Genomic DNA, 26,676 nt, shown 5'->3' with positions numbered 1-26,676 from the left:
CAGAAGGGATAGTGAACCATGATGCATAAGATCCAATGTGAATGTGGCAGTCTGCGTGGTCATATTGATGGAGGAGGCATCACCAGCCGGGTGATTTGTTATTGTTCAGATTGTCAGGCTTTTGCAAAGTATCTTGGACGTCCGGAAAAAGTACTTGATGCACATGGCGGCACCGATATAGTTCAATTAGCCCAACCTCGGCTGCATATCAGCGACGGATTAGAACATCTGGCTTTATTACAATTAAGCTCGAAAGGCTTATTTCGCTGGTATGCCTCCTGCTGTAATACGCCTATCGGTAACACGCTTAATAATCCAAAAATATCCTTTATTGGCCTGGTTCACTCTTGTCTTGATAAGACATGGTTAGCCACCGACTTTGGTCAAAACGTAGCCAAAGTAAATACTGAATCAGCAACAGGTGGGCCTAAAGCAAAAACAAGTGGCCTGCTTGGCAATGTATTACGTTTCTTTGGCATAGCACTGTCAATGTTGATTACCAGTAAATATAAAGCTTCTGAGTTATTTTCTGATGATGGCGCGCCAATTGTGTCACCAACTATCCTGACAGAAGAACAACTGGCTCAGTTGAAAAATCAGACATAGTTTTGCAGGGCTAACTGAGAGCAGTCTAAAAAACACAAGGCATTGAAATGGATATCATCAAATGGGCTGAAAAACTGATGGCTATGGATGAGGAAAGTTGGCAACGCCATGCTAATCCCTGGAGTGTGTACTCACGCTTTACGACCCTGCCCTTACTTTCTCTGGCTTTTTATTCACGAGAATGGATTGGAATTTATGCCTTAATACCTATAGTTTTGGCGCTTGCCTGGATTTGGCTTAACCCACGATTATTTAACGCCCCATCATCAACTCATAGCTGGGCGTCCATGGGCACCTTTGGGGAAAGGCTCTATTTAAATCGTAAAAATGTTCCGATTCCCGCTCATCATCAGCGATTTTGTATTCTGCTGCAAACCTTATCAGCACTCGGTTTACCATTTTTCATTTATAGCTTATACAGCTTAAATACTGAGTTACTGATCGCCAGTAATATCTGGATTATGGTATTCAAGGCCTGGTTTGTGGATCGTATGGTTTGGTTATACAAAGAGATGAAAAATAGTGACAGCCAAAACGCTGCCGACATAAACCATGATCAATAATAGCTAATCCCATCAATCATCTACATCCTATATAATCACTGACTCATTTATACAGAGCCAGACAAAATACGATGATAAACAGCACACCCACACATAAGCCTCGTCCGTTTGTAGACCTGATGGTCAGTATTATTTTGCCATCACTTATTTTAATGAAAATGAGTGGACCGGAAGACTTGGGTGCCAGTGGTGCATTAATGGCGGCACTGGCTTTTCCGCTAGGCTGGGGTCTGTTCGAGCTGATTAAATACCGTAAATTTAACTTTATCGCCTTACTGGGTTTAGTGAGTGTATTACTTACCGGCGGCATTGGTTTATTTGAACTTGATACCAAATGGTTAGCGATTAAAGAGGCGGCTATTCCTGCGATTATTGGTATTGCTGTTCTCGGCTCAACATTTACGCCTTATCCACTTATCAGAGCCATTTTATATAACCGAGAAATAATGGATGTCGATAAAATAAAAGATCATCTTGAAGAAAAAAATAGCACAGCATTATTTGAAAAACGCTTACTCAACGCGACCTATTTATTAGCGGGCACCTTTTTATTTTCAGCCATTATGAATTTCATATTGGTGAAATGGTTGGTTACCAGCCCAACAGGCAGCGAGGAGTTTAATGAGCAGCTGGGCTTACTCACACTATATAGCTATCCAGTTATCGCAATCCCTTCCATGCTAATGATGATTGGTATCTTTTATTATTTATGGCGCACCATTCATGATTTAACCGGCCTGAAGCTTGAAGAAGTGATATCACCAAAGGTTGCTAATAAATAATCGCGTGTCATCTGTCAGACTGATTCATCATCCAGACTATATTGCCCTGCTGCCAGCAGAGCGTTGCAAAGTTTTAAGCTCCGCCGTATTAAATGGTGGACTGCAAGAGGCCAACGCTTTACTCAATATGCGGGTGGATAAACATGCTCCGTTGCATTGTCTGGCACCAGAACAAACCTTATTAAAAAAAGTAGAAGAATTATCACTACCAGCCGCCACTATCGGCATGATGACCGCCGCTTCTATGCAGTCATTAGGTCAGCAGATTGAACACAAAGATGATTTAACCGTTGCGTGCTGGGTAACAAGCGGCCTGAGTAATGTCAGACGGGTTGGCGATAAAGCCGATGATAACGCAGTGCCAGGCACCATCAATATCTGTTTATATATTAATCAGGCACTGTCCGATGCTGCACTTGCCGAAGCCTTGATATTACTCACGGAGAGTAAAGTAACCGCCATTCGCGATGCCGAGATTATCAGTCCGGTTTCAGGCCTTCCCGCCAGCGGTACAGGTACTGATAGTCATGCCGTTTTTTGTCCCGACGCTGAACCGCAGCATGCTTATTGCGGCAAGCACACAACGCTCGGTGAGCTAATAGGTCGAGTCGTGCTTCAGGCTTGCTCGATCAGTCTGAACCATTGTTTACGCAGTCTTGCTGAAAACGAATAACACGATTTCCCCTTTTTCGATTCGGGTCAGCTATCATGCTACGAATTTTGTCTGCTGAGTGATGACTGTATGGATATTCTTCAAAGTATTATTTTGGGGTTTGTTGAAGGCCTGACGGAGTTCTTACCCATTTCTTCCACTGGTCATCTGATTGTTGTCAGTGACTGGCTCGGGCTGGCACAAACAGACAGTAATAAAGCCTTTGAAGTGATTATCCAGTTAGCCGCCATTCTGGCAGTAATTGCCAGCTATAAAGAACGGTTTTCACCTAAGTATTTCGGTTTGTGGACAAAGGTTGCCCTATCTTTTGTCCCTGTTGGCCTTGTCGGATTGTTATTCCATCATCAGATAAAAGCGCTGTTTTCTGTTGAAATCGTAGCTATCATGTTTATTGTCGGTGGCATCATATTCTTACTCACGGAAAAATATATCAGCGATAAACCACCGCAAGTCGATGATATCAATGATGTTAGCTACACACAGTCTTTAGTTATCGGCATCGCTCAGGTATTTGCATTAATTCCGGGCACCAGCCGTGCGGGTTCCACTATTATCGGTGCACTGCTTGTGGGATTGAGTCGCAAAGCCAGTGCGGAATTTTCATTTCTGCTTGCCCTGCCCGTGATGGCGGCAGCCTCAGGGCTGGATCTGATATCTCATTATCAGGACTTTGCGAATACCTCCTTTTTGCCGCTGATTGTGGGATTTATTGTCGCTTTTATCACCGCTTATCTGGTGATTAAGTTATTTATCCGTTTTCTGGCCAACTTTACCTTTGTTGCCTTTGGCTGGTATCGCATTGTGTTCGGTGCCTTATTGCTATTGCTCTATTAAACAGCATCGATCTGAACAGACTCATTTCAGCTTGAGTTCATCGTATTTTGTATACTAGCTTTTATGGCCTCTAAACACGCAGCTAAAGCTATCGAGCAATTTTTCTTCAAAGGTGGTGCCACGCAGGCATTATTTCGTTGGCTGGATTTTCGTTTATTTGTCTCCCAGAAAAATACCAAATTAACATCTTCCAATGACATAAATTCAGCATCGCATAGTGCAACCGATTATCTCAAAATCTGGCAACAGCAAACCTCGCTGACCACACCGGCTACTGGCATTTTACGACTGCTTGCGGTTATCGCCGTAGTAATTGGTTTTACGGCCATGGCAGGCGTATTAAATGTCCGTGAGCAGGCATTTATCAATATCTGGGTACCACTCGGCTTATTTGCGTTTCTGCCATTGTTACTCACCTTAAGCAGCTTTTATTTTTCTTTTTTATCACCTGCTAAAAGTAATTTGCATCATCATCCACTGTTGCATTGGCTCATCAATAAACTGCATCTGCAACAATTTATCCCCTACAAAAATCTGTTGTTGCCATGGTTATTCTGGCAATTACAGTCGGCGGCTATTTTATTTTCGGCTTCTGCTTTGCTGTCATTTTTTATTCTGGCGACATTTCAGGATTATCTATTTGGCTGGTCATCAACGCTGATTACTGATAGTGCCACTATGACGCAATTAATGACGACCCTCAGCTGGCCCTGGCATTGGTTGATAGACACGCCCAGCGCTGAGTTAATCCAACAAACACGATTTAGTGCTCAAGCCAGTGATCTAGCTGTTTCGGCAAACAATGTCTGGTGGATGACCTTGGTGATGGCTATTGTGGTTTACGGTATTTTGCCTCGTCTATTGTTAGCATTATTACTGCGCCAGCAATTTATCCGCTATCTGCGTAGTAATATCCAAAACAGTGGCGATGTTGAACAGTTTATTGTGGCGCAACAGCACCAAGTCAGTCGTAATCCTATTCAATCTGATAACAATAATCTGACAAGTAACGTGGTCAGTTTACCCACGGCGAATACTGCACTGATTAGTTGGCAACAAGCCGATCTGGACTTTCCAATAGATAAACAGCTCGGTACAGATGACTGGCTAAAAGATGAACAATGGCTAAATTCGACGGCCAGCCAGTTTGATAAACCCGTCTGGATCATCATTGATCCTATGCAGACACCCACAGGTGAATTGGCAGATTGTATTGAGCTGCTTCAGCAGCATAATGAACCGATTAGTCTAGTGTTATATCCAGTTAATACAGATGATGCCCGTTACCAACAGCAACAAAAATCATGGCAATTCTTTGCTCAACGGCACGCTATTACATTAAAAGAAGGACATGCCCATGTCTGAATCAGCATCACACCCGGTATTTGCTGTTGTCGGACATCCCAATAAGGGCAAGTCGAGCATTGTTGCCACTTTGACCCGTCAGGATGCAATTAAAATATCTGAAATTTCTGGCACAACGACCTCGGCACAAACCTTTGATCTCAATATTGATGGCGAGACACAGTACACATTGGTCGATACCCCTGGTTTTCAACGTCCACGGCAGGTGATGTCCTGGTGTCAGCAACATGCGCCTAATGCTGCCGAACGTAAAAATACCATTCAGGCCTTTGTCAACGAGCAACTTGCCGCAGGCAATCATAAATTCCACGATGAAATAGAGCTGTTGCAGCCCATATTGGATGGTGCTGGCATTATTTATGTGGTGGATGGTTCTATTCCCTACAGCCCGGAATTTGAGGCGGAAATGACCATTTTGCAATGGACCGGACAACCGCGGATGGCATTGATTAACCCGATTGGTGGCGAAGCCTATGTGCAAGAATGGCAGGATGCATTAAGCCAATATTTCAGTGTGGTGCGGGTGTTTAACCCGATGACCGCTGATCATCAAAAACAATTCACCATTTTGTCTGCCTTTGCTGAACTTTATGAGCCCTGGCGTCCTTCTATTGAGGACACCATTGAATTACTCAAACAGTATTTCGAGTCACTGGAACAGCAAGGTGCATTTGTCGTGGCAGAGCACATTCAACGAATGCTCAGTCATATTAGTGAAATCAAAGTACCGGCAGACTTTGTAAAGTCACGTCTACAGGACAAACTAAAACACGACTATCAAAGTTCACTGCGTCATATTGAAACCAGTATGCAACGGCAATTACAAGCGCTGTTTGCTCATCCTGAAATGCAGATGCAAGTGCAACAGCTCACCGCAGATTACCCAGATCTGTTTGATACCAGCCATTGGTATCTTTATGGTTTAGACAGACAAAAAATTGTGGCTTTATCGGCCTCTGCTGGCGCCGCTGCTGGTGCAGTGGTTGATGTCGGTATGGGTGGCACATCATTGATGACCGGTGCCTTTTTTGGTGGCTTAGTGTCTGGCGCCGCCTCGTTATTCGCGACAGCCAAACCAGAAAACCTCAAAATTAATGGCATCCCCTTAGCGGGTGAAACATTAAAAGCCGGACCGATGAAAGAGCTGACTTTTATTTTTGTGGTGTTGGGTCGTGCTGTTGATTTTCTGGAAATGATCTTACGTCGTACCCATGCAGATCGTTCGATTGCCGAACTGCATGAAACCAATCTAACCGAGCGTATGAATCGTTTACCCAAGGTAGACCAGGTTCAACTCACTCGGTTATTACAAAAAGCACATAAAGGTCTTAGTGACTCAGAGTTAATCAAACTCCGTGACTGGATATTAAAACTCTGCCTGCATTAATAGGCAGACCCCACACAAAGGTCGTGGATCACTATCGGAACGAAAAAAAATCGGCTTACCCTCACCAACATATCAGAATGAACTCACATGACTTAATACTGAAATAAACAACAGTTATATTGTCCAGTTTGTGATCGACCAAATATCAATAAGCAGCAACTTCAAGGGCACACTCAGCGATAATCTTGCTAATTAACTTTCGCCAGAAATTATATGACGATAACGATTCAGTTTTATTGATTGCTATGGAAAATGGTGTCAAAACCACTAAAGATTCAATGTGCTCTTAACTAAGAATGACAGCATGCCTCTTTATCTGCCCGAACTGCAATTTCCCTAGTGTTTATAGGTATTAACAGCCGATATCAGCACCGATTGATTAAGTCCTGTACGCACCCAAAACACTATGTTATTAATGACGTAAAGCCTTCGAAGACACATACTAGTATCGCTGCTGATCAAGTCTTCTCAATCCAGGATGGGGAGTGTCTATGAATTTCATCAATGCGTTATTTGATGGCAGTTTTATGCCCCATGGTCATTGTTTGAAATGACAGGGTGATTTACTTTTCATGCACTTTTTTGGTGACTTGCTTACTGCCACTGCTTATTTCCTTATTCCTTTGGCCCTTATCCATCTGTTCAGAAAACGAAATGATCTGGCTTTCAACTGGATATTCATGATGGCCGCAGCATTCATTTTTCTGTGCGGTGTCACGCATTTCATGGCCATTATTAATATATGGCATGGTTATTATTACCTGAGTGGTATTGCTAAATTAGCCACGGGCATTGTCTCCATTATGACCACCATAATGATTTGGTATCTATTACCAAGAATCATAGCTATCCCCAGTAATCAGGAGTTCAAGGTAAAAAATGAGCAACTATTACTCACACAACAAAAATTAATTGAATCCAATCAGTTACTAGAAGAGCGTGTTCGTGCACGTACTGTAGAGCTTGAAAAACTGGCTCACACTGACGCACTGACCGGCATTATGAACAGAGGAGGGTTAATGAATGGCTTAACAAACGAAATGGATCGTGCCACTCGTTATAAACATCCTTTAACAATCATGATGATCGATATTGACCACTTTAAACGGGTGAATGATGAATATGGCCATGTACAAGGTGATAACGTCATCATCGAAGTGGCTGATATTTTATCAAAAGTATCAAGAAGTACTGATTCTGTGGGTCGCTACGGTGGCGAAGAGTTTTTACTGCTGATGCCTGAAACCGAGACTGTAAAAGCCAAAATATTGGCTGAACGTATCAGAGTCGATGTTGCCAATCACCACTTTTGTCATGAAGAAGGACTGGATATTTCGGTTACCTGCAGCATTGGCGTAACAGAGTTTGAATCAAACCAGGACTCATCAAGTTTATTAAAAACCGTCGATGAGATGCTTTATAAAGCCAAAAACTCAGGTCGCAATAAAATCATCGTTAATAACAATATCGCCGCGTAAACACCATAATCACCCACCATTAAAAAAGCCATGCGGAATTGATTCCACATGGCTTTAATAGTCTATCGAATATCGACTTGTAATCTATTAGGACTAAAACTCATAACCATAGCTCACCATATATTCTGCTGGTGCTCCATAACCAATTTGGTTTCGACCTGACGCGCCACCTGTTGCGCCAAGGAAGTATTTTTCATCAAAGATATTGTAAGCATTGAACTGAATTTTATGCTTACCGACCTGATAAGCTGCCATTAAGTCCACTAAGGTATAACTATCTAATTTAACCGCTTCATTGTTTCCAGCATAGCGTTCACCCACATATTTGATGTTGCCACCTACTCGCCAGTGACTATCAATTTGATATGTGGAACCCAGCGAGAACAACTGGTCTGATACATCATTTGGTTTTTTACCTGTATCTTCATCTTCCGCATCTAAATAGGTATAACTGGCTGTAGTACTCCACTGCTCTGTTAACTGCCCACGTAGCTCTAATTCAAAACCATTATGTTTTGAGGTATCTCTATCAATCACATCGCCTGTTGTTGTATCTGTTACAGGTCGCTCTTGTTCAATTTGAAATATAGCCGCATTAAACATCAAAGCATCATCTAATATATAAGCTTTAAAGCCAATTTCTTTTAGATCAGCTGAGTAGAATTCAGCCGCACCATTGCTAACAAAGGTACCGGCATTAGGTAATTGCCACGATCGTGAAAACGTCGCATACGTCGATAAATCTTCAGTCAGACGATAACTAGCCCCAACACGGTAACTCCATTTGTCATCATCCAGATTTTCTTTCGGATTGCCGACACGCTGTTGTTCGAGATCCATCTTGTCGTGACGCACATTTCCAGTCAGCGTTAGATCACCGATGGTGTACATATCCTGCAGATATAAACCGTAGGTTTTGGTGTCGTTTTTTCTAAATGGCTTAAAACCACCGTTAACCACATGCTCCGTGACCGGATCGTAAATGGACTGGCTTGCTTTTGAGACAGTACTTAAATCTAAATCAATTTTGGTTTGTGTGTATTCAGCACCAAACAGTAATTCATGTGAACCGACAGACCATTTCAATTCCGACTGCAGGGCGTTAAAACGACGCGGGTCATAGCCAAAATCATTCACTGTTTGTGTAACGGTGTTACCTGACACACTGCCTTGTCGCGTTCCTTGTTGTTCGAGTTCTAGACGGCTAATCACAGCACGATTATTCCAGACTAAATTAGGCGTAAATTTAAATTCATCATTCAGAGAGAAACGCACACTTTTTGATTCTTGATAATCATTACTACTGCCAAAATAAGTACTGCGTGAGACATTCACAGGTTTACCATTTACTGACGGTACACCACGATAAGGTACTAAATCTTGCTTTGATATTTCCAGGTCCACATCTAAGGTGTGATTATCGCTGGGGGTGAAACGCAGTGTGGGCGCAATAAAATAATCTTTTGAATCAACATAATCGATGAATGAATCAGCTTTACGGACTTCTACATTGATACGGCCATTAACCGTGTCTGAGAATGAGGTCGAGCTATCTACCCGCCCTATCATTTTTCCATGACTACCTAAACTGGCATTCAAACGTGTGAACTCATCACCATTTGCACGTTTAGTCACCAAGTTAATCAAGCCACCTGTCGAACCTCGACCATATAAGGCCCCAGCAGGCCCTTTAACCACCTCGATTTGCTCAATATTCGCCAAGCTACGATAAGACTGTACACCGGTATCATCTCGCATACCGTCACGATAAATATCATTCAATGCATCAAAACCACGAATGACAAACTGATCGCGGCTGCCTTCTCCAAGCGTATTATTGACACCCGCTACACCATTTAGCGCATCAACTAAACGTACTGCTCCACGATCGGTAATTTCAGTATCGGTCACCACAGAAACAGACTGCGGCACATCCAGCCATTCTGCATTTGTCTTACTTCCTGATGTGGGTGAAAACTGTGCATAGCCTTTATATGCCTGACCAGTTACGACTAATGGATTCATTGTTTTTGCTGAGCTATCAGCCTCATCCGCTAATAAAGGCAGCGAATAGATTGAGCAGAGTGTGACTAAAGAAGAAATGAGCCGTTTTTTTGTATTCACCAGGTGCACCAAGTTTATTAAAGAAAATGTGCACAAATACTATTGATAATAATTTACATTTGCAAATACAAAATAAAACACCATCATTGTGATTGTCAGAAATGCTAACAATGAAACAATGCGTTAATGTTTTAATTCGCCCAAAACGACTTTATTATCGGTGACTTTCTTCACTACATTCGAATAATAGTCATCCCTGAATTCATTAATAACCCGAGTAGCAACAGTATCTTCAACGCCACTGCCTAATAAGACTTCTTCGGTCAGTCTCAGACTGGTTTCCAGAGTTTCTGAAACTGTTGTCGTGGCGCCTTGAGTAATCAATTCAGCACAGTGCTTTCTGTCGCGCGCACGGGCGTGAATTGGCATATCCGGATAGTACTGACGCACCTGGGCTACCAATCTGTCTACCTGTGTCGGATTATCCAATGTAACGACGATCATCTTGGCACGATCCGCTCCTGCTGCCTGTAACACTTTGACTTTACTGGCATCACCAAAAAAGACCGGGAAGCCTTGAGCTCTGGCGTCTTTCACCCGGTGCTGGCGCATATCTAAAGCTATGTATGGCACACCAGCTGCACCGAGCAATGTGCCGACACGGGCACCCACCCGACCGAATCCCGCTAAGATAACGTGCTCCTGATCATATTCAACAAATTCCGTGGTGTAGTCTTCCTCATCGTTTTCTGCATCAGGCGTATAGAATTTCAGTAATAAATAATTAGTTGATCTCACAACAAATGGCGTCAACACCATCGTTAAGGCGATAACCAAGGTCAGAATGTCACTGACTTTTGCTTCTAATAAACCCAGCGATGCTGCAAAACTGAACAGTACAAAACCAAATTCACCACTCTGAGATAAAAGTGCCCCAGTTTGTAAGGAAATATCGTGACGAGCACCAGCGATCCGAGCAAGAATGTAGACAACGACCGTTTTAATCGTCATCAGACCCCAGGTCAGCAATAGGATATCGCCGAGGCGGGCCCATAACAGACTGAAATCAATGCCCATGCCTACGGTCATAAAGAACAAACCCAGCAAGATACCGCGGAAAGGCAAAATATCGGCTTCGATCTGATGCCTGTATTGCGATTCAGCTAACATCACACCGGCAAGGAACGCCCCCAGCGCCATCGAAAAACCAACGCTTTGCATAATCCAGGCAACACCCAAGACTAAAAGCACGGCAACGGCAATAAAGACTTCGGGATCCTGACTGGCAACAATTCTGGCTAAGACAGGATTGAGCAGATAACGACCGGCGAACAACAGGGCAATAATCACCAGAATACCGATCAAAGGGTTCACATCAGGACCGACTACTTCAGCACCATTACCGACCGCAAGATAGGATACAAGGGCTAATAAAGGCACCACGGCAATATCCTGCAATAACAGAACAGAAAACGACATACGTCCCATCACAGTGGAGATACCGCCACGTTCAGCCAGCAATTTTAAACAGAAAGCGGTCGACGACAGCGCTAAGCCAAAACCAATGATAATTGAACTGTGGTTATCCAGACCTAGCCAGATAGAAATACCGTATATGGCACCTGCGGTAATCAGCACCTGAGCAAGACCAAGGCCCAGCACCATTTTACGCATTTGCCAGAGTTTATCGGGCTTAAGCTCAATCCCTAAAACAAACAGCAGGAAAATAACACCAAACTCAGCCAGATGCCGAATGTCCTCGACTTCAGTAATAACACCAAAGCCCCAAGGGCCGAGAATCATACCTGCTGTTAAATAACCCAGAATCGCGCCAAGACGAATGGCGTGGAATGTAGGAATAATAATCACTGTGGCCAATAATAAGGCCAGAATTTCTACCAGATAATCGCCACCCGCTTCTTGCACAAATTATCCTTGTCTAATTATATGGCTGCATTAGAACTGAGCATAAAATTCAGTCCTTGTTTATATGTCTCAGCAGCAGCTTCATGTTTGTCCTGCGCCAGTTGAACTTCGGCTAATACCTGATAGGTCTCACCTTTGGCACCAAACCGAATACTTTGTTGTAAATATTCCTCTGCCTTAGTCCATAGTTGATTTGTTTTTGCCAGACGCCCTACAGTTAACAGTAAACAGGCATTATCATGATTAGCTTTAAGCCACTTTTCTGCCGTCGCTAAACGAGCCAGCAAATCTCCTTGTGTTAATACCCCGTAGATATACACCAGCTTATCGCTCCAGTTACCGCGCATGAACTGCTCAATCTGGGCGATGGCCTGCTCTTCCTGATCCTGCTCAATCAAACCTTGTACATAAGGCATCAGCATAGCTTCTGTCTGACGTGCTCTGCTGGATGATTTTTCCCACACTTGCGACATTTTTTGCCAGTCTTTTCTGGCTAATGCGGTTTGTAACTGACCTACAGCCGCTTCCTGATCCAAAGCGGCGACTTCACTACGTTCCAGCACATGGCGTTTGCGTAAATCAGGCAGAACTGACTGCATTTCCTGCCATTGATCCATGTCCTGATACAAAGACTGTAATAACTGCAACACATAAGGATGTTTCGGAGCCACTTCACGTAAATGCTGAAGTGTAGCCAATGCCTGTTCTTTTTGGCCGGCTGACAATTGTAGCTCTGCCTGCACAACACCCACCGCAATATCAGCACCTTCAGTGGTTTCATGAGCCAGACGCAGATAATTATCACGACGCTCTGGCGCCTCTTGTTTTTGTGCAGCACGTGCTGCAGCCAGATAATGCAGTAATGGTGTTTCACTGTGTGTGGCATGGCGCACCAGAATACGTTCAGCCTCTGACCAGCGACCTTCTTCCAGCGTAATAAGACCACGGGTTAGAGCACGATTAGCACGCTTTTGTCTTTGTGTTGTCTTCCAGGCATTAATTTTCCTTGGCGTTTGTTTTAACAACACCAGACTGCGTAATGCTAAATACCCCGCCACAATCAGTAAGATATAAACAGCTGTAAAAACAACCAGCGATGTTTCCAGACTCCATTGTCCGTATTGCAGTAATACAAATCCCGGTTCAAAATCGGCAGCCCAGATCGCTGCCACGCCAAGTGCTAATGCTAAAGCGATGATAATCAGCATTCTCATTGCTGATACTCCTCTAGCCAGTTCAACGATCCAGAAATATCAGGAATCGACACGTCAATTTTCTGTTGTGCCAATGCGTTAAGGTTAGCCAGCATGGCATCACGTTCATCACCGGTAAAATATTGTTCCAGCCAGTTGATCGCTGTTTTTAAGCTATGCTGAAAGCTATTGTTATCGGCATTGAGTAAGGCAAGACGTGCACTTTCCAGTTGTAAACGCAGATTTTGATAGAGGAAATAACGTTGTTCCGGTGCAAGAACGGCTGCATCACCTGTTTGATCATGACGAATCACCACTAAAGAGCGTAATTGTTGCCAAATATCTGAGATAGCTTGTTTCCATGCTGGTGTTTCTGTGGTGGCCATTTCGGCAGTGTCAGGAGACTCAGAAAAGTCGACCTCTGGTCCTTTTTTAACACGCAACTTATCGACATGAGCTGCCAATGTTTGTAACTGAATCGCCATGCCCGGAATATCCAGAGTTGTCAGCGATTGTAATGACATTAATTCTTCTGCAATCTCGGCCCGTAAAGGATGAAGCCGGTAATCAGAAAGCGTTTCTAATTGTTTATCTGCCATGGTCAGAGCCTGGATTGCCCCAGTCACATCATGGGCTAACACAGCACGTTGATTGGCAACATTGAGCAGGTATTTCACCTCCTGCATAGCCCATCTCTTCTGCAACTCAGCATTGGATAATTGTTGTTTATCCATTAGTTGCTGTAGTTTTTCCGCTAACTGTTTCTGGTCACTATCGAGCCGACCTAACTGTTGTCTGTGTTGTTCTAATTTTGATTGCCAGTCGCCGTTTTGGCTTGATAATTCATTCAGCGAAGATTGAATATCCGTTTCTTGCTGTTGGAGCTGCTGATAAAACCAGCCAATGCTGACAACGGAAAGCAGTACCACAACAACAAGAGCAATCCAAATCCAGCGATAGACCTTAGCATCATCCTGTTTATTCTTATCAAGCAGCTCAGCATCCTGCACATTTTTATCTATAGTTTGCTTTGCGTCTTTATCTGCCATGTTAATCGTCCATATTAATCAGAGTATCAACAACTGCATTATCACTGGCATCGGCTGATACATGAATCGTTTTAAAGCCTCGTGCTGAGGCGTGCTGTTTTATCCTATCACTGACCACCGTCAATGGTTTATCTAACAAACCTGGCCATGTATTCATAAAGATACTACAAAGATTATCAACGCCAGCCACGCTGGTACAGATTACTTTATCGGCTAACACGGCTTGCTTTTGCATGGTGACCGTCGGTTTTGCTAAAACACGTTGATAAACTTCAACATAACTAATATTAGCACCTCTGGCTTTTAAGGTATCGGCCATATGCTCTCTGCCGCCATTACCTCGCACAATCAGAATATGTTTACCTCTGACCTTATCCGCCTGCATTAAAGGCATTTGCAAAAGACCTTCACTGCCATTAGATATTTCTGGCTGACAATCAACAGGAATATCATACTCACGCATAGCTTGCGCAGTACCGTCACCTACCGCGGCAAACTGACACGGCTGAGGCAATGCTTGCCCCCAGCCCGCCATAAAACTTTCTACGGCATTGCGGCTAACAAATATCAACCAGTCAAAATGGTCAATATGGCTTGTCTGCCAATCTTTTCGGGCAATATGTTCAATATCAATCACTGGCAGAATCAACGCTTTTCCACCTGCGTTTTCAATCAAATCCGCAAGCGCTTGGCATTGATGCTGAGGGCGAGTCACCAGAATCTGCTGACCTGCCAAAGCTGTTTTACTCACCGTAAACATCTGCCAGAATTTTATCCGCCCCTTTTGCCAGCAGCATTTCGGCAACCTGAATACCTAATTTTTCAGCATCAGCCGCTTTACCACGGACTTCCGCGGTTACTGTATTTGTGCCATTCGGTTGACCGACCAGACCACGTAACCAGACATTGTCATCATCTAGCATCGCATAACCAGCGATAGGTACCTGGCAACCACCAGACAGACGTTTGTTCAATGCTCTTTCTGCACGCAGTACGATGGCTGTTTTATCACAGTGTAATGGTGCGATTAAGGCGTTCAATTCTTCATCATCGACACGAGTTTCAATGCCTAACGCACCTTGTCCAATGGCAGGCAGGCTTTGTTCAGGTGTTAATGCACTACGAATACGGTCATCAAAACCGAGACGTTTTAATCCCGCCATCGCCAGAATAATGGCATCAAACTCACCCTCGTCAAGTTTGCGTAAGCGGGTATTCACATTACCGCGTAAAGGCAGCACGTCCAGATCAGGACGATGAGTACGCACCTGACATTCACGACGCAGGCTGGATGTGCCTAAGCGCGCACCAAATGGTAGTTCATCGATACTTTGATAATGGTTAGATACAAACGCATCATGCGGATCTTCACGCTGGCAGATAACGGGAAGATGCAAACCTTCCGGAAACTCAACTGGCACGTCTTTCATTGAGTGCACTGCAATATCAGCGCGTCCATCCAACATACCTTGTTCCAGCTCTTTGACAAAAAGGCCTTTGCCGCCCACTTTGGCCAGCGGCGTATCAAGAATAATGTCACCCTGAGTTTTCATACCGATGAGTTCTACTTCAATATTCTGATGTAATTCTAGTAGACGTGATTTCACAAATTCAGCCTGCCACATGGCAAGAGGACTGTTGCGAGTGGCAATACGAACGATTCTTTTAGTCATGGAATAAGGTCACTTCAGTTTTGTCATTAATATAATGTCGATAATAGTATAGTGTCGATTCTAGCATTTCACGCATTGACTCTCGACTATCCGCGTTATAATGACGCCCTGTTTTCAACGAGCCTAATCTGATTGATATGACTACAGCCAATAAAAAACTCTCATCTGCCAGACTGACGCAGCCTACCGACAAGTTTGTCGAAGAATTTACTGCTTCCGTACAATTTGATCAGCGTATGTTCCGTCAGGATATTCGCGGCTCAATTGCGCACGCCACCATGCTGGCTGAAGTGAACGTACTGACGGTAGACGAACGCGATCAAATTATTGCTGGCTTACAACAAATCGAACAAGAAATTGAAAGTGGCGACTTTGAGTGGTCGATTGCTCAGGAAGATGTGCATATGAATATCGAAGCACGTCTTATTGCCTTAATTGGCGAGGTTGGTAAAAAACTGCACACTGGTCGTTCACGTAATGATCAGGTGGCCACTGATGTGCGCCTATATCTGCGAGATATGATTAAGCCTATTGCTCAGCAGCTTAATCGTTTGCAAGAAGCCTTATTAAATGTTGCCGAACGTGAAGCCGAGACTATCATGCCTGGCTTTACCCATTTGCAGACAGCCCAACCAGTGACGTTTGGTCATCACATGATGGCCTGGTATGAAATGTTAGTCAGAGATGCTGAGCGTTTGGAAGATTGTGCCAAACGGGTTAATAGCCTGCCATTAGGCGCGGCGGCATTGGCGGGTACCACCTTCCCGATTGACCGTGAAATGACCGCCAGCTTATTAGGCTTTGATCGTATCTGCCTTAACTCGTTGGATGCAGTCAGTGATCGTGACTTTGCGATTGAGTTCAACAGCTTCGCATCGATTCTGATGATGCATTTATCACGTTTCTCAGAAGAGTTAATTATCTGGTCATCGGCGCAATTTGATTTTGTCGATTTAGGCGATGCCTTTTGCACTGGCTCATCCATCATGCCGCAGAAGAAAAACCCGGATGTGCCTGAGTTAATCCGCGGCAAAACCAGTCGCGTTTACGGCAATATGTTCAATTTACTGACCTTGATGAAAAACCAGCCTCTGGCCTACAACAAAGACAATCAGGAAGATAAAGAACCCCTATTCGATACCATCGATACCTTATTAGGCTCATTACGTGTATATGCAGATATGATGTCGGTGATCACCGTGAAAGCTGACAATATGCGTCAGGCAGCGTTACGTGGTTATGCCACAGCCACCGATCTGGCTGATTATCTGGTACGCAAAGGTACGCCATTCCGTGATGCCCATGAAGTGGTTGGCTTATCTGTCGCCTATGGCATCCAACATAAAAAAGATCTGTCTGAACTGACGCTGGAAGAACTGCAGCAGTTTTCTGCCAATATTGAGCAAGACGTATTTGAGGTGCTGACATTGGAAGGTTCTGTCGCAGCGCGTAATCACTTAGGTGGTACGGCCCCAGAACAAGTGAAAGCCGCTATTCAGAAAGCACGCAGTAAACGTTAAACAGATTCAAATCGATCAGTAACGACCTCTCGCGGGTCGTTACTGCATCAACCATAATAAACTGGCTGCCAACATCATAAGAAAAGCAATTCTGACTGCCCATTTAGGCCAATAAGACAAAAGCAATACCAACACGATACTGGTCACAGATAACACCGAGACCCATACCACAAAGCCTGTTCCCGCGCCCCACTCTGACCACATCGGCAAATACGCCAATATCAGAATCAGACTTGCCGTCCAGCGTAATAGACGAATCTGTGTGTTGCTTAATCGTCGGTCGGTGACCTCCATTAAATGCCTTGGCATAGCCAGACTGAAACCACTCATCGCGGCATAACACAGGGCAACGCTCATCATCATTGCCATACTCATGATACTGCCTCCGACCGGGTTTTAAGCTGAGGCTGACGCACTTGCGATACCATTTTACGGCGTAAAAATAACACCAGCCCCAAACTCATCAAACCAAACACCAGCACTGTCAGCTCAAAACCAACGCTGCCCCAATCACCAGCCTGCCAATATGATGCTAGCCAGTGCCCAGTTGTCAGCAGGTTCATCACAGGCAATAACAATGCAAGCAGGGTAAATATGCTCCATTGTTCAAACCAGGCTTTAGTAGCGGGGCGACAGGCTGAATGGAATAGCATCACTAACCATACATAGAAAAAGCCTTTTATTTCCCATGTTGCTCGATCAGTAATATCAAGCGGAATCCATCTGTTTAACCAGAAATAGCTAATACAGGCCACCGCCAGACCACTGATAGCAGCAATATTCAACACCTCTATCACTCGGTAAACCCGAGCAGTTTGTGAGCCAAACTCGTTAAGTGATTTCTGGCGACGTTTCACCATAAACAAGATAGCGCCAGTTGCCATCATCAATGCACCGGCCATCCCCATCACAAAATACAACCAGCGGACACTATAACCACCAAAGTTGGCAAAATGCATGATTCGCATCACGCGCTGGGCTGCCATTGGCGTACCCTTATCGTATTCACCGGGCGGAATAACATTCATCACATCGCCATTGGTCGCATCAAACTGCACACTACCGGTTTCATCTCTCAGTAATTGCCCGTAATAATCTTCTTCATCAAACCAACCAAACACTTTGGTAACAGCACTGCTGTCTCCAGGATGCTCAACTCTCATAAATCGTGCAGATTTACCCAGCATGACTTCTGCTCGCTGGAACAAAACAGATAAATCCACGACATCCGCATGTACACCTGTTTCCGGTCTAGGCATTGGCTCATCTAACAGTTCGGAAAAGAACTGCTGTGGATTACTGTAATTGGCTAAGACACCGGCAGGCATATAAATTGATAAAAAGATCACCAGTCCGGTATAGGCAATCATTAACTGAAACGGCAGCGTCAATACAGCCGAGGCATTATGTCCATCCAGCCAGCTACGCTGACCTTTCTTTTGTCTGAAAGTAAAAAAATCTTTGAAAATACGTTTATGGATAATAATGCCGCTGATAAGGGCCACCAGCATGATCATGGTAAAAAAGCCGACTAGCCAGATACCTGCCATACCTGCATGAAACTCATAATGCATATGTACAAAATGATGACCGCCTTCCGTTTCACGGTTTTCAGCTGCGGACATCGGTTCACCTGTCTTCAGGTTGAGTAAGGTTTCTTGAAACTCATTTTGCTCATCGCGCCAGAACAGGCGTATTCCCGGCTCAGTTTCTGTAGGCATACCAATCGCCCAGGAATGACTGTCAGGTGCATTAACTTCAAGATAGGACTGACCTTTTTTTATCGCATCGACACGTTGCTCGGTCATAGACGCAAGGTCAAAATCTGACACAACGGCTGCCTCAGGGTTCATCCAATGCGTGATGTCTTCGTCAAACACACCAATGGTGCCAGTCAGAAAAATGGTGAAGAGTACCCAACTAGCGACTAGTCCGCCCCATGTATGGAGCCAGCCCATGGCTTGACGAAAAGATTCTTGCTCTTTCACTGGCTTTGTTAACTCACTCATGACGCCATCCTTGAAATAAGTAAGCCTGCACCACCCAATAACAACGTCGGAATCAGCATGCCTAACCAGGCACGCTTGCTGTCTCTGACCACAAATACCCAAATCACCGCAGCGGTGTAGATGGCAAAACTAAATAAACTGCTGGCCACAATGGCATCTGGTTTATCCATAGGTACAATGGCAGATAAGAAAATAATCGCTGCGGAGGTAAATAAATAACCTCCTATCGTGGCAGCGAATACCAAAAAATTTATTCTGAGCGGATAAGGTAATTGCATAGTAGAGGTAACTCTCAAGCTACTGAATTTAATATTAGTATTAACAGCTTATGAATAAAGCATCTGCCCTCAAGACGATGTCTGAGAGCAGGTTTAGGATAAGAGAACGATCGTGCTCTCACTATCTATGTCGTATGAGTCCTAAAAAAAGGGCAATATTTTTCCTTTTTTTATATTTTTGGCTCAATTAATCCTAGATATTACCATCAAATAATAATCATATGCATTTAGATTAAACGAAATAACCGTGTAGCATTATTTTTCCGTCAAATATTTATTCATATTAATCCAGATAAAATCATGTCTACCCTAGACAGGAAATCTCATCACATTTGTTTCAAAACAGATGCGGCTATCAGCCGGTCACGTGGATAAACGCATTACCAGTCTGAATTTAGCTGATTTTTTTATGTTTAATTTCAAATAGCTAAACATATCTTGCATAGGCGCATGAATAAAGCATCTCAACATGTTGTCAACATGCCATAATTTGAATCATAAAAATAAGAGTAAGCCAATCATGTTTAAATCTTTCTTTCCCAACTCTGGCTGGTTTTGGCCATCAGTTATTTTGTGGTTAGCATTTTGCGCCTTTATCTGGGTGGCTTTTGGCACGGACATATCTGCTGCTATTGGGTTACCGGTTGCTGCAGATGCAGATGCAGAACCAATCATCGGTTTGCGGCATTTTGTTACCAATGAGTTTTTAACCTTCTACCTCTTCTATTTTGTGACCGTTGCTATATTTGCAGCATTTTGGTTTATCGCGGCGCCCAGTCGCTGGCAGTGGTGGTCGATTGTAGGTTCCGCGGTCATCTTCTTTTCAACTTATTATTCTGTGCAGGTATCAGTCGCAATAAATAACTGGCGGCGGCCGTTTTTTGATTCGGTACAAAACGCCTTATCACCCGACGGCGGTGTTACTACTGCTCAATTATATGATTTAATTGCTATTTTCGCGGAAATCGCATTTCTAGCGGTATTCATTTATGTGATGACACGTTTTTTAGTCAGCCACTATATTTTCCGGTGGCGAACGGCGATGAATGATTATTACACTGAACAATGGAGCAAGGTGCGTCATATTGAAGGTGCCTCGCAACGGGTTCAGGAAGACACAATGCGTTTCGCAACCATTATGGAAAATTTAGGCGTAGCACTTGTTGAAGCTCTAATGACCTTATTCGCGTTTTTACCGGTGCTTTGGTCCTTATCGCAATACGTGAAAGAATTACCTTTAGTCGGCGAAATCGCCCATCCACTATTTGTGGCCGCCCTTATTTGGTCCATATTCGGTACTGGGTTATTGGCATTGGTCGGCATAAAGTTACCGGGCTTGGAATTCAAAAATCAGCGTGTTGAAGCGGCCTATCGTAAAGAACTGGTTTATGGTGAAGATGATCATCTGCGGGCTCACCCAATGAGCTTAAGAGAACTCTTTGCTAATGTTCGTAAAAACTATTTCACTTTGTACATTCATTATATGTACTTCAATGTGGCGCGAAGTTTATACCTGCAAGCAGATAATATTTTTGCTTATGTAATCTTGGTACCAACTATTGCAGCAGGCGCGATTACCTTTGGTATTTTGCAGCAGATTTTAACGGCATTCAGTCAAGTCAGTTCGTCATTCCAGTATTTAGTAAACTCATGGACAACTATCGTTGAACTATTGTCGGTCTATAAACGTTTAAAATCGTTTGAAGCGTCTATAAACAATGAGCCATTACCCGAAATTGATCAGCACGCGACACAATAAATGACAACCTGGTGGGTTGACGCTATGTAAAACGTCATATCAACATCACGGTTTCAAACAAAAAATAACCCCGATATATGCTCGGGGTTATTTTTTGATATATGACATAGTCATGCTCAGGCCGGGCTTATTTTCCGATTGTGCCTAAACAATTATTTTATCGATATGACTATTGCCACTATTTTTAGTCATATGCCATAACAGTAATGTAAATCACGCACTTTATCTTTTCTCATCCCATGTAGCCTTGCTGCTAATTTTTTGGGAGAGAAATTTTATGCGGAGAAATATAACTTCTCTGTCCGTTATTCTGGCTAGTTTAATGACACCAGCCTATGCAGACAGTGAATCAACAGATGATGTAAAAGAGTTAGCCCCTTTACTTGTGACCGGTGATAAAACAGCACCCACAATGATTAATCTGGACACCCCTACAGAAGCTGGCTCAAGACTTGGACTCACACTCAGAGAAAATCCAGCTTCTGTCGCTATTGCAGATAGAACACTGATGGATCAAATCGGTGCTCGTGATTTTCAAGATGCGGTCAACATCCTTCCCGGCGTCAATGCTTCAGCACCGCCAGGTTGGGGAGGTAATGTGTCTTACCGTGGTTTTAATGGCTCTCAAGTTAACCAATTATATAATGGCATCAGCCTCGCATACAGTTCTGCCAACCGCCCTATCGGTGCCTGGATTTATGATCGTGTTGAACTCATTGGTGGTCCATCGTCCTTTTTATATGGCACCAGTTCTGTAGGGGGTAGTGTTAATTACATCACCAAAATAGCTGAACGCAGCGATCAAGATATCACCAGTCGGCTCAGTTATGGTCGTTATGACACAACAGAATCATCAATTGGTATCAATAAAGCATTAAATGCTAACAACTGGATTCGTTTCGATTATAGTCATACATCAACTAATGGCTATATCGACCGTCAGGAAAATCGTGCTGATAACATGGCTTTTTCATGGTTAACTGACATTAACGACAAGCTATCACACACCTTAGCACTGGAATATCTGGAAGAAAAAGAAGATAGCCCATATTGGGGAGCTCCCACATTACAACCTCAATCTGGCACCCTGAAAATCAACAAACATAATCGCTTTGAAAACTACAACGTAGAAGATGGCCGTTATGAGCAGCGCGTTCGTTGGCTACGTTCGATCACTGACTATCAATTCAATGATAAAACAGCATTACGAAACACCTTCTATCATTATGATGGACAACGTGACTACCGTAACCTAGAGAAATATACATACAACAGTAACAATACTTTAATTGATCGGGCAGGCGCTTATCAGCAACGTCATGATCAGGAAGTCAACGGTAACCGTATCGAGCTCACACATAATGGTGAATTATTTGGTCGTCAAAGTGATTGGGCAATGGGCCTCGATTATAGTGTCAATCAACAAACTATTTACCCAACATCGATCAGTAGTGTCTTTGATACCGTCACCCCAGACAACTTCGCTCCTGATAATTTCTACGATATTTCAGGAATGGGGGCATTGCAGAAAGGCCGTAGCAATAAAGTAAAAAAATTCTCTATTTTTGCTGAAAACAGACAAAAACTCACTGATCGACTCGCTTTGATTTCAGCATTGCGTTTTGATCATATTAATTTTCATCATACCCCAAGCCCCGGTGCTGCGAATGTTACGCGTAACTGGGATACCTTTACTGGTCGCCTAGGCTTAGTTTTTGATGTCACAGAAGATATCAGTGTCTACGCCCAATACAGCACATCAGCTGAACCACCCGGTGGTACATTGACCAGCGCCCGTGAATCACAAGTACAGGACTTTGACATCAGCCGTGGTCGTCAGATTGAGGTAGGGAGCAAGTTCAACTATCTCGATGGACGCGGAACAGCGACTATCGCCGCATATCAAATTGTTCGTAAGGATATTTCGGTATCATCACCAACCAATCCAAATGAAACCGTGCAAGCCGGCCAACAAACCTCAACAGGTCTCGAGTTAGCAACATCATTCCTTATTACTCCAACGTTACGAACTGAAGCCAATGCGGCTTTCGTCAGAGCCAAATTTGATGAATTTTCTAATTCTTCAGGTAATTATGATGGGAAACGGCCACATAATATCCCAAACCGTCTAGCTAATCTGTGGTTTATTTATGAACCAACAACTAACTGGGAAGCAGGTGTAGGAGCACGTTATGTCTCTTCTGTATACCAAAACTATAGCAATACACGCAAAGTACCATCTTATACTTTATATGATGCTTATATTAAGTACGCTATCGATCCACACTTAGATCTGACGCTGCGTGGTCGTAATCTGTCAGATAAGCTCTACGCGACATTTATTCACCAATCTAATGCACAATATTATGTGGGTGAACCACGAAGCGTGGAATTGACCTTAGACTTTAAGTACTAAATATGCGCCAGCTTTTTTTGTGGCACCGCTGGTTAGGCATAGGGCTATGTATCTTCATGGCCCTATGGTTTATCTCTGGCATGGTGATGTTATTTGTCGGATATCCCAAGCTTACCCTGGCTGAACATTTACAATCCTTGCCAGTTTTATCTTCAGACAGAAACTACATCAACATTAATGATGCCTTTAGACAAACGGGTAAAACAGAGCTCCCCACTGATATTAAATTGAGCTCTATTGCCAATAAGCCAGTCTATCTTTTTAATTATCCTGAACAGCCCGTTATTGCTATTAATGCAATAACCGGTGAAAACATTCATCACATTGATGCTGAGCAAGCTATTCAATCAGCTAAGAGTATGTATCCTGATGCCCATGCTGACTATCGAGGTTTAATTGATAAGGATGCCTGGACACAATCATCCGCACTCAATGCAGAGCGACCATTACATGTGGTCAGCCTGGATGATAAGGATCAAACACAACTGTATATCTCATCTCACAGTGGCATGATTGTCAGAGATGCCACCTTTACTGAACGTAGCTGGGGCTGGTTGGGCGCTTGGCTTCACTGGATTTATCCGGTGAGATCCATGCCTTGGTGGGCCGATATGATTATCTACCTGTCATTGGCAGCAACCATTATGTCCTTACTTGGTCAGTATCTTGGTCTGAAACGCTGGCGATTCTCTAAAACCTATCGCAGTGGTTCTCATTCACCCTATCGCAAAGGCTTTGCTCGCTGGCATCATATCGGCGGAATGCTTTTTGGTGTCCTGCTCATTCTGTGGATTTTCAGTGGTTTGATGTCGATGCGGCCATGGAACTTATTTAGTAATGCTTCACAGCTCTCCCTTCAACGCTATTCAGGAGAGAATGCATCCTTACTGTCATCACCCTTTTCTAGCGCACAGTTATTGAAACGTTTTGAGGCTGGAGAGTTTAAACCACGAGAACTCAGCTGGCATCAGGTGAAAGGTCAGGTTTGGGTCAGTGCACAGGATCAGCATGGAAAGCGTTTGGTCACACCTTTAGTTAATACTGACCGGGTGTATAAACAAATTCCATTTATCACGCTAAAACAAGCTATTCAGACTATCTCTACATCTGCTGAGAGTGATCTTATCTGGCTAACTCATTATGACTTTTACTATTACAACCGTGCAGAACAAAGTATGTTTGGCGACCGTGAACGGCCTTTACCCATACTTCGCGTCAAATTTAATGATCATGCTCAAACCTGGTTACATATCAATCCAGCGACCGGTGAAATTCTTGAGTCGATAGACAGTCAGCGACGTATAGCACGTTATTTATTTAATCTTTTACACAGCTGGGATTGGCAACCTCTGCTAGAAAGGCCTGTAGTGAGAGAAAGCTTAATTGTGACATTCAGTCTGGGTGGTTTATTGATTTGTATCAGTGGCATTGTGGTGGGATGGCGTCGTGTAAAACGTCATATTAAAGTCACTGTTTAAAACAAAAAATAACCCCGATACAAGACCGGGGTTATTTGTTGATACATGACTAGGTCATGCTTAGGTCTGGCTTATTTTTCGATTTTCTCAAATGCTTCGTTTTCATGTTTAGCAATTGAGGCAATCAGACCAACAATGATTACAGCAGCACCGAGGGTAAAGAGTCCCAATGCAACTGGATTATCAGCGAAAGTAAAATAAGCGCCAACATTTTCCCATGAACTAATTGATGTTCCCATAATTACACTCCTGGTTCTGAATTAGCCAATTTATTTGGCACATCACTTGATGTCACAGCAGGGACACCATTCACTTCTGGATAAGGCTTAGCAATGATTTCAACTTCATCTAAGCCCAATTCTTCAGCTTCTTTAGGTACACGTAACGCATTGGCTTTTTTCAGAATTAATGAAATACCATATCCTGGAATGAAGCCGACTGCAGCCATGACGATAGCGCCGATTGTTTGACCAACAAAGCTGATTGGCGGTAAATCACCAACATTAGGCATACCAGCGGCAAACACACCAACAAGGAATACTGCCCATACACCAGTGAAGCCATGAACAGCCACCGCACCAACGGCATCATCAATACCGAAGTTTTCGATCAATTTAGCAAATTTAACAGCTAAAACACCGGTTACAACAGCAATGATGAATGCTAACTCAGGGTCATAAAGGTCTAAGCCAGCAGCTACAGAGATAATACCAACCAGACCACCAGACATCGTCCAGAATGGGTCACGGCTAGCGATATAACAACCAATAACACCACCAGCAAAGCCCATCAGCGTATTGAATGCAAATGCAGATAAGTTAGTTGGGTTGTTATAGATAGTTGTCCAACCTGTTTCACCACCGTTGAAGATGATACAACCACCCAGGAATCCGAAGAAACCGAAGATAATCATCATCAGACCGATAAGCGTCATAGGTAAGCTATGTGGAGCAATAGTTTGAGCCACACCATTGATGAATTTACCCACACGTGGACCTAAGTTAATCAGTACACCTAGTGTGAAGAAACCAGCTACAGCATGAACCACACCTGATGCGCCGACATCGTGATAGCCCAACTTAGTCAGTAACCAACCATCTGGATGCCAACCCCAGGCACCAGCTAGAATCCATACCACGCTACCCAGGAATACAGTCAGAATTAAAAACGCACTGACACGAATTCGTTCGATAACGGCACCGGATAAAATTGAACCGGTTGTTGCACCGAACATGGCAAACGCCGCCCAGAAAATACCTGTTCCCATATCAGTGACATCAGGTCCCATACTTGTTGACCATGGCAAGGCACCAGCAGCCTCAATAGGAATAAAGCCGTTCGGGAAAGCGTTATAAATCCACCAGCCAAACAAATAAAACGTTGGAATAATGACCGCTAAAGCGAGAATATTTTTAATACCCGCTGCTAAAGCATTTTTACTACGTGAAGCCCCCATTTCGTAGGCCAAGAAACCAGCATGAATCATGATCATAATGGCGGTACACCACCAATAGAACACTTCGACATTCATAGACTGATGCATTTGAAAAACCGCTTGCTGGGCATCGAGTGCCGCTTGCAAGGATTCTAGCGTTGGCGCATTGTCCATCTTTCTATCCTCTT

General features: G+C 43.6%; 23 protein-coding genes. 12 read left to right on the top strand and 11 right to left on the bottom strand.

Annotated elements, in window-relative coordinates:
* Nucleotides 1-18 precede the first annotated feature (18 nt).
* From BM232_RS07250 to BM232_RS07215, 8 genes are all read left to right on the top strand, one after another.
* Nucleotides 19-606: a DUF6151 family protein gene (locus BM232_RS07250; RefSeq protein WP_091712945.1), complete on the top strand. Its 588-nt coding sequence runs from the start codon at nt 19-21 to the stop codon at nt 604-606.
* A gap of 47 nt (nt 607-653) precedes the next feature.
* Complete coding sequence (locus BM232_RS07245) at nt 654-1,169, top strand: DUF6653 family protein (protein WP_091712942.1); 516 nt, start codon at nt 654-656, stop codon at nt 1,167-1,169.
* A 71-nt stretch (nt 1,170-1,240) separates the two neighbouring features.
* Nucleotides 1,241-1,951 carry a VC0807 family protein gene (locus BM232_RS07240; protein ID WP_245752840.1) on the top strand — a complete coding sequence of 237 codons (711 nt, stop codon included), beginning with the start codon at nt 1,241-1,243 and terminating at the stop codon, nt 1,949-1,951.
* A gap of 4 nt (nt 1,952-1,955) precedes the next feature.
* On the top strand, nt 1,956-2,624 hold the full coding sequence (locus BM232_RS07235; RefSeq protein ID WP_177207282.1) for an adenosylcobinamide amidohydrolase: 669 nt from the start codon (nt 1,956-1,958) through the stop codon (nt 2,622-2,624).
* A gap of 69 nt (nt 2,625-2,693) precedes the next feature.
* Nucleotides 2,694-3,458, top strand: coding sequence for an undecaprenyl-diphosphate phosphatase (locus BM232_RS07230; protein WP_091712937.1), 765 nt, complete (start codon nt 2,694-2,696; stop codon nt 3,456-3,458).
* Between the two features lie 63 nt (nt 3,459-3,521).
* Nucleotides 3,522-4,823, top strand: a complete 1,302-nt coding sequence (locus BM232_RS07225) for a DUF2868 domain-containing protein (RefSeq protein WP_091712934.1) — start codon at nt 3,522-3,524, stop codon at nt 4,821-4,823.
* Entirely contained in the window at nt 4,816-6,210 is a 1,395-nt protein-coding gene (locus BM232_RS07220; RefSeq protein ID WP_091712932.1) for a DUF3482 domain-containing protein, read from the top strand. The genes BM232_RS07225 and BM232_RS07220 overlap by 8 nt, the downstream gene beginning before the upstream one ends.
* 572 nt (nt 6,211-6,782) lie before the next feature.
* Complete coding sequence (locus BM232_RS07215; RefSeq protein ID WP_245752839.1) at nt 6,783-7,688, top strand: GGDEF domain-containing protein; 906 nt, start codon at nt 6,783-6,785, stop codon at nt 7,686-7,688.
* Between the two features lie 93 nt (nt 7,689-7,781).
* Here the strand turns inward: BM232_RS07215 and BM232_RS07210 are convergent, their stop codons facing one another.
* The 6 genes from BM232_RS07210 to hemC form a co-directional block, all read right to left on the bottom strand.
* Entirely contained in the window at nt 7,782-9,812 is a 2,031-nt protein-coding gene (locus tag BM232_RS07210; protein ID WP_245752838.1) for a TonB-dependent receptor, read from the bottom strand.
* Between the two features lie 123 nt (nt 9,813-9,935).
* A complete protein-coding gene (locus BM232_RS07205; protein WP_091712930.1) occupies nt 9,936-11,678 on the bottom strand; it encodes a monovalent cation:proton antiporter-2 (CPA2) family protein in 1,743 nt (580 codons plus the stop codon).
* Between the two features lie 17 nt (nt 11,679-11,695).
* Nucleotides 11,696-12,892, bottom strand: a complete 1,197-nt coding sequence (locus BM232_RS07200) for a heme biosynthesis HemY N-terminal domain-containing protein (RefSeq protein WP_091712928.1) — start codon at nt 12,890-12,892, stop codon at nt 11,696-11,698.
* Nucleotides 12,889-13,920, bottom strand: coding sequence for a uroporphyrinogen-III C-methyltransferase (locus BM232_RS07195; protein WP_091712926.1), 1,032 nt, complete (start codon nt 13,918-13,920; stop codon nt 12,889-12,891). The genes BM232_RS07200 and BM232_RS07195 overlap by 4 nt, the downstream gene beginning before the upstream one ends.
* Before the next feature lies 1 nt (nt 13,921).
* Complete coding sequence (locus tag BM232_RS07190; protein WP_091712923.1) at nt 13,922-14,680, bottom strand: uroporphyrinogen-III synthase; 759 nt, start codon at nt 14,678-14,680, stop codon at nt 13,922-13,924.
* The gene (gene hemC, locus BM232_RS07185) at nt 14,664-15,593 is read right to left on the bottom strand and encodes a hydroxymethylbilane synthase (RefSeq protein WP_091712920.1); all 930 of its coding nucleotides are present in this window, start codon (nt 15,591-15,593) and stop codon (nt 14,664-14,666) included. Before hemC ends, BM232_RS07190 begins: the two co-directional genes overlap by 17 nt.
* A gap of 137 nt (nt 15,594-15,730) precedes the next feature.
* On the opposite strand from hemC, the gene argH reads away from it, so the two are divergent.
* Nucleotides 15,731-17,113: an argininosuccinate lyase gene (gene argH, locus BM232_RS07180; protein WP_091712917.1), complete on the top strand. Its 1,383-nt coding sequence runs from the start codon at nt 15,731-15,733 to the stop codon at nt 17,111-17,113.
* Between the two features lie 39 nt (nt 17,114-17,152).
* Here the strand turns inward: argH and BM232_RS07175 are convergent, their stop codons facing one another.
* From BM232_RS07175 to BM232_RS07165, 3 genes are read right to left on the bottom strand one after another with little or no spacing between them, the layout of a single operon-like run.
* Complete coding sequence (locus BM232_RS07175; RefSeq protein ID WP_091712914.1) at nt 17,153-17,488, bottom strand: DUF3325 domain-containing protein; 336 nt, start codon at nt 17,486-17,488, stop codon at nt 17,153-17,155.
* On the bottom strand, nt 17,485-19,122 hold the full coding sequence (locus tag BM232_RS07170) for a PepSY-associated TM helix domain-containing protein (RefSeq protein WP_091712911.1): 1,638 nt from the start codon (nt 19,120-19,122) through the stop codon (nt 17,485-17,487). The genes BM232_RS07175 and BM232_RS07170 overlap by 4 nt, the downstream gene beginning before the upstream one ends.
* A complete protein-coding gene (locus tag BM232_RS07165; protein WP_091712909.1) occupies nt 19,119-19,400 on the bottom strand; it encodes a DUF3649 domain-containing protein in 282 nt (93 codons plus the stop codon). Before BM232_RS07165 ends, BM232_RS07170 begins: the two co-directional genes overlap by 4 nt.
* Nucleotides 19,401-19,920: 520 nt before the next feature.
* On the opposite strand from BM232_RS07165, the gene sbmA reads away from it, so the two are divergent.
* The 3 genes from sbmA to BM232_RS07150 all read left to right on the top strand — a co-directional run bounded on the left by sbmA (nt 19,921) and on the right by BM232_RS07150 (nt 25,053).
* Nucleotides 19,921-21,159: a peptide antibiotic transporter SbmA gene (sbmA, locus tag BM232_RS07160; RefSeq protein ID WP_091712907.1), complete on the top strand. Its 1,239-nt coding sequence runs from the start codon at nt 19,921-19,923 to the stop codon at nt 21,157-21,159.
* Between the two features lie 277 nt (nt 21,160-21,436).
* Nucleotides 21,437-23,575: a TonB-dependent receptor gene (locus BM232_RS07155; RefSeq protein WP_091712904.1), complete on the top strand. Its 2,139-nt coding sequence runs from the start codon at nt 21,437-21,439 to the stop codon at nt 23,573-23,575.
* A 2-nt stretch (nt 23,576-23,577) separates the two neighbouring features.
* Nucleotides 23,578-25,053 carry a PepSY domain-containing protein gene (locus BM232_RS07150; RefSeq protein WP_091712902.1) on the top strand — a complete coding sequence of 492 codons (1,476 nt, stop codon included), beginning with the start codon at nt 23,578-23,580 and terminating at the stop codon, nt 25,051-25,053.
* Between the two features lie 71 nt (nt 25,054-25,124).
* On the opposite strand, the gene BM232_RS14895 is transcribed toward BM232_RS07150, so the two are convergent.
* Complete coding sequence (locus tag BM232_RS14895; protein ID WP_177207281.1) at nt 25,125-25,292, bottom strand: hypothetical protein; 168 nt, start codon at nt 25,290-25,292, stop codon at nt 25,125-25,127.
* 2 nt (nt 25,293-25,294) lie between these two features.
* On the bottom strand, nt 25,295-26,662 hold the full coding sequence (locus BM232_RS07145) for an ammonium transporter (protein ID WP_177207280.1): 1,368 nt from the start codon (nt 26,660-26,662) through the stop codon (nt 25,295-25,297).
* Nucleotides 26,663-26,676 lie beyond the last annotated feature (14 nt).

The sequence above is a fragment of the Methylophaga sulfidovorans genome (assembly GCF_900114205.1).
In the GTDB taxonomy this organism is placed as follows: Bacteria; Pseudomonadota; Gammaproteobacteria; order Nitrosococcales; family Methylophagaceae; genus Methylophaga; species Methylophaga sulfidovorans.
The sequence above is the reverse complement of the archived record's forward strand: the minus strand, read 5'-3'. Positions and strand labels throughout refer to the sequence as shown.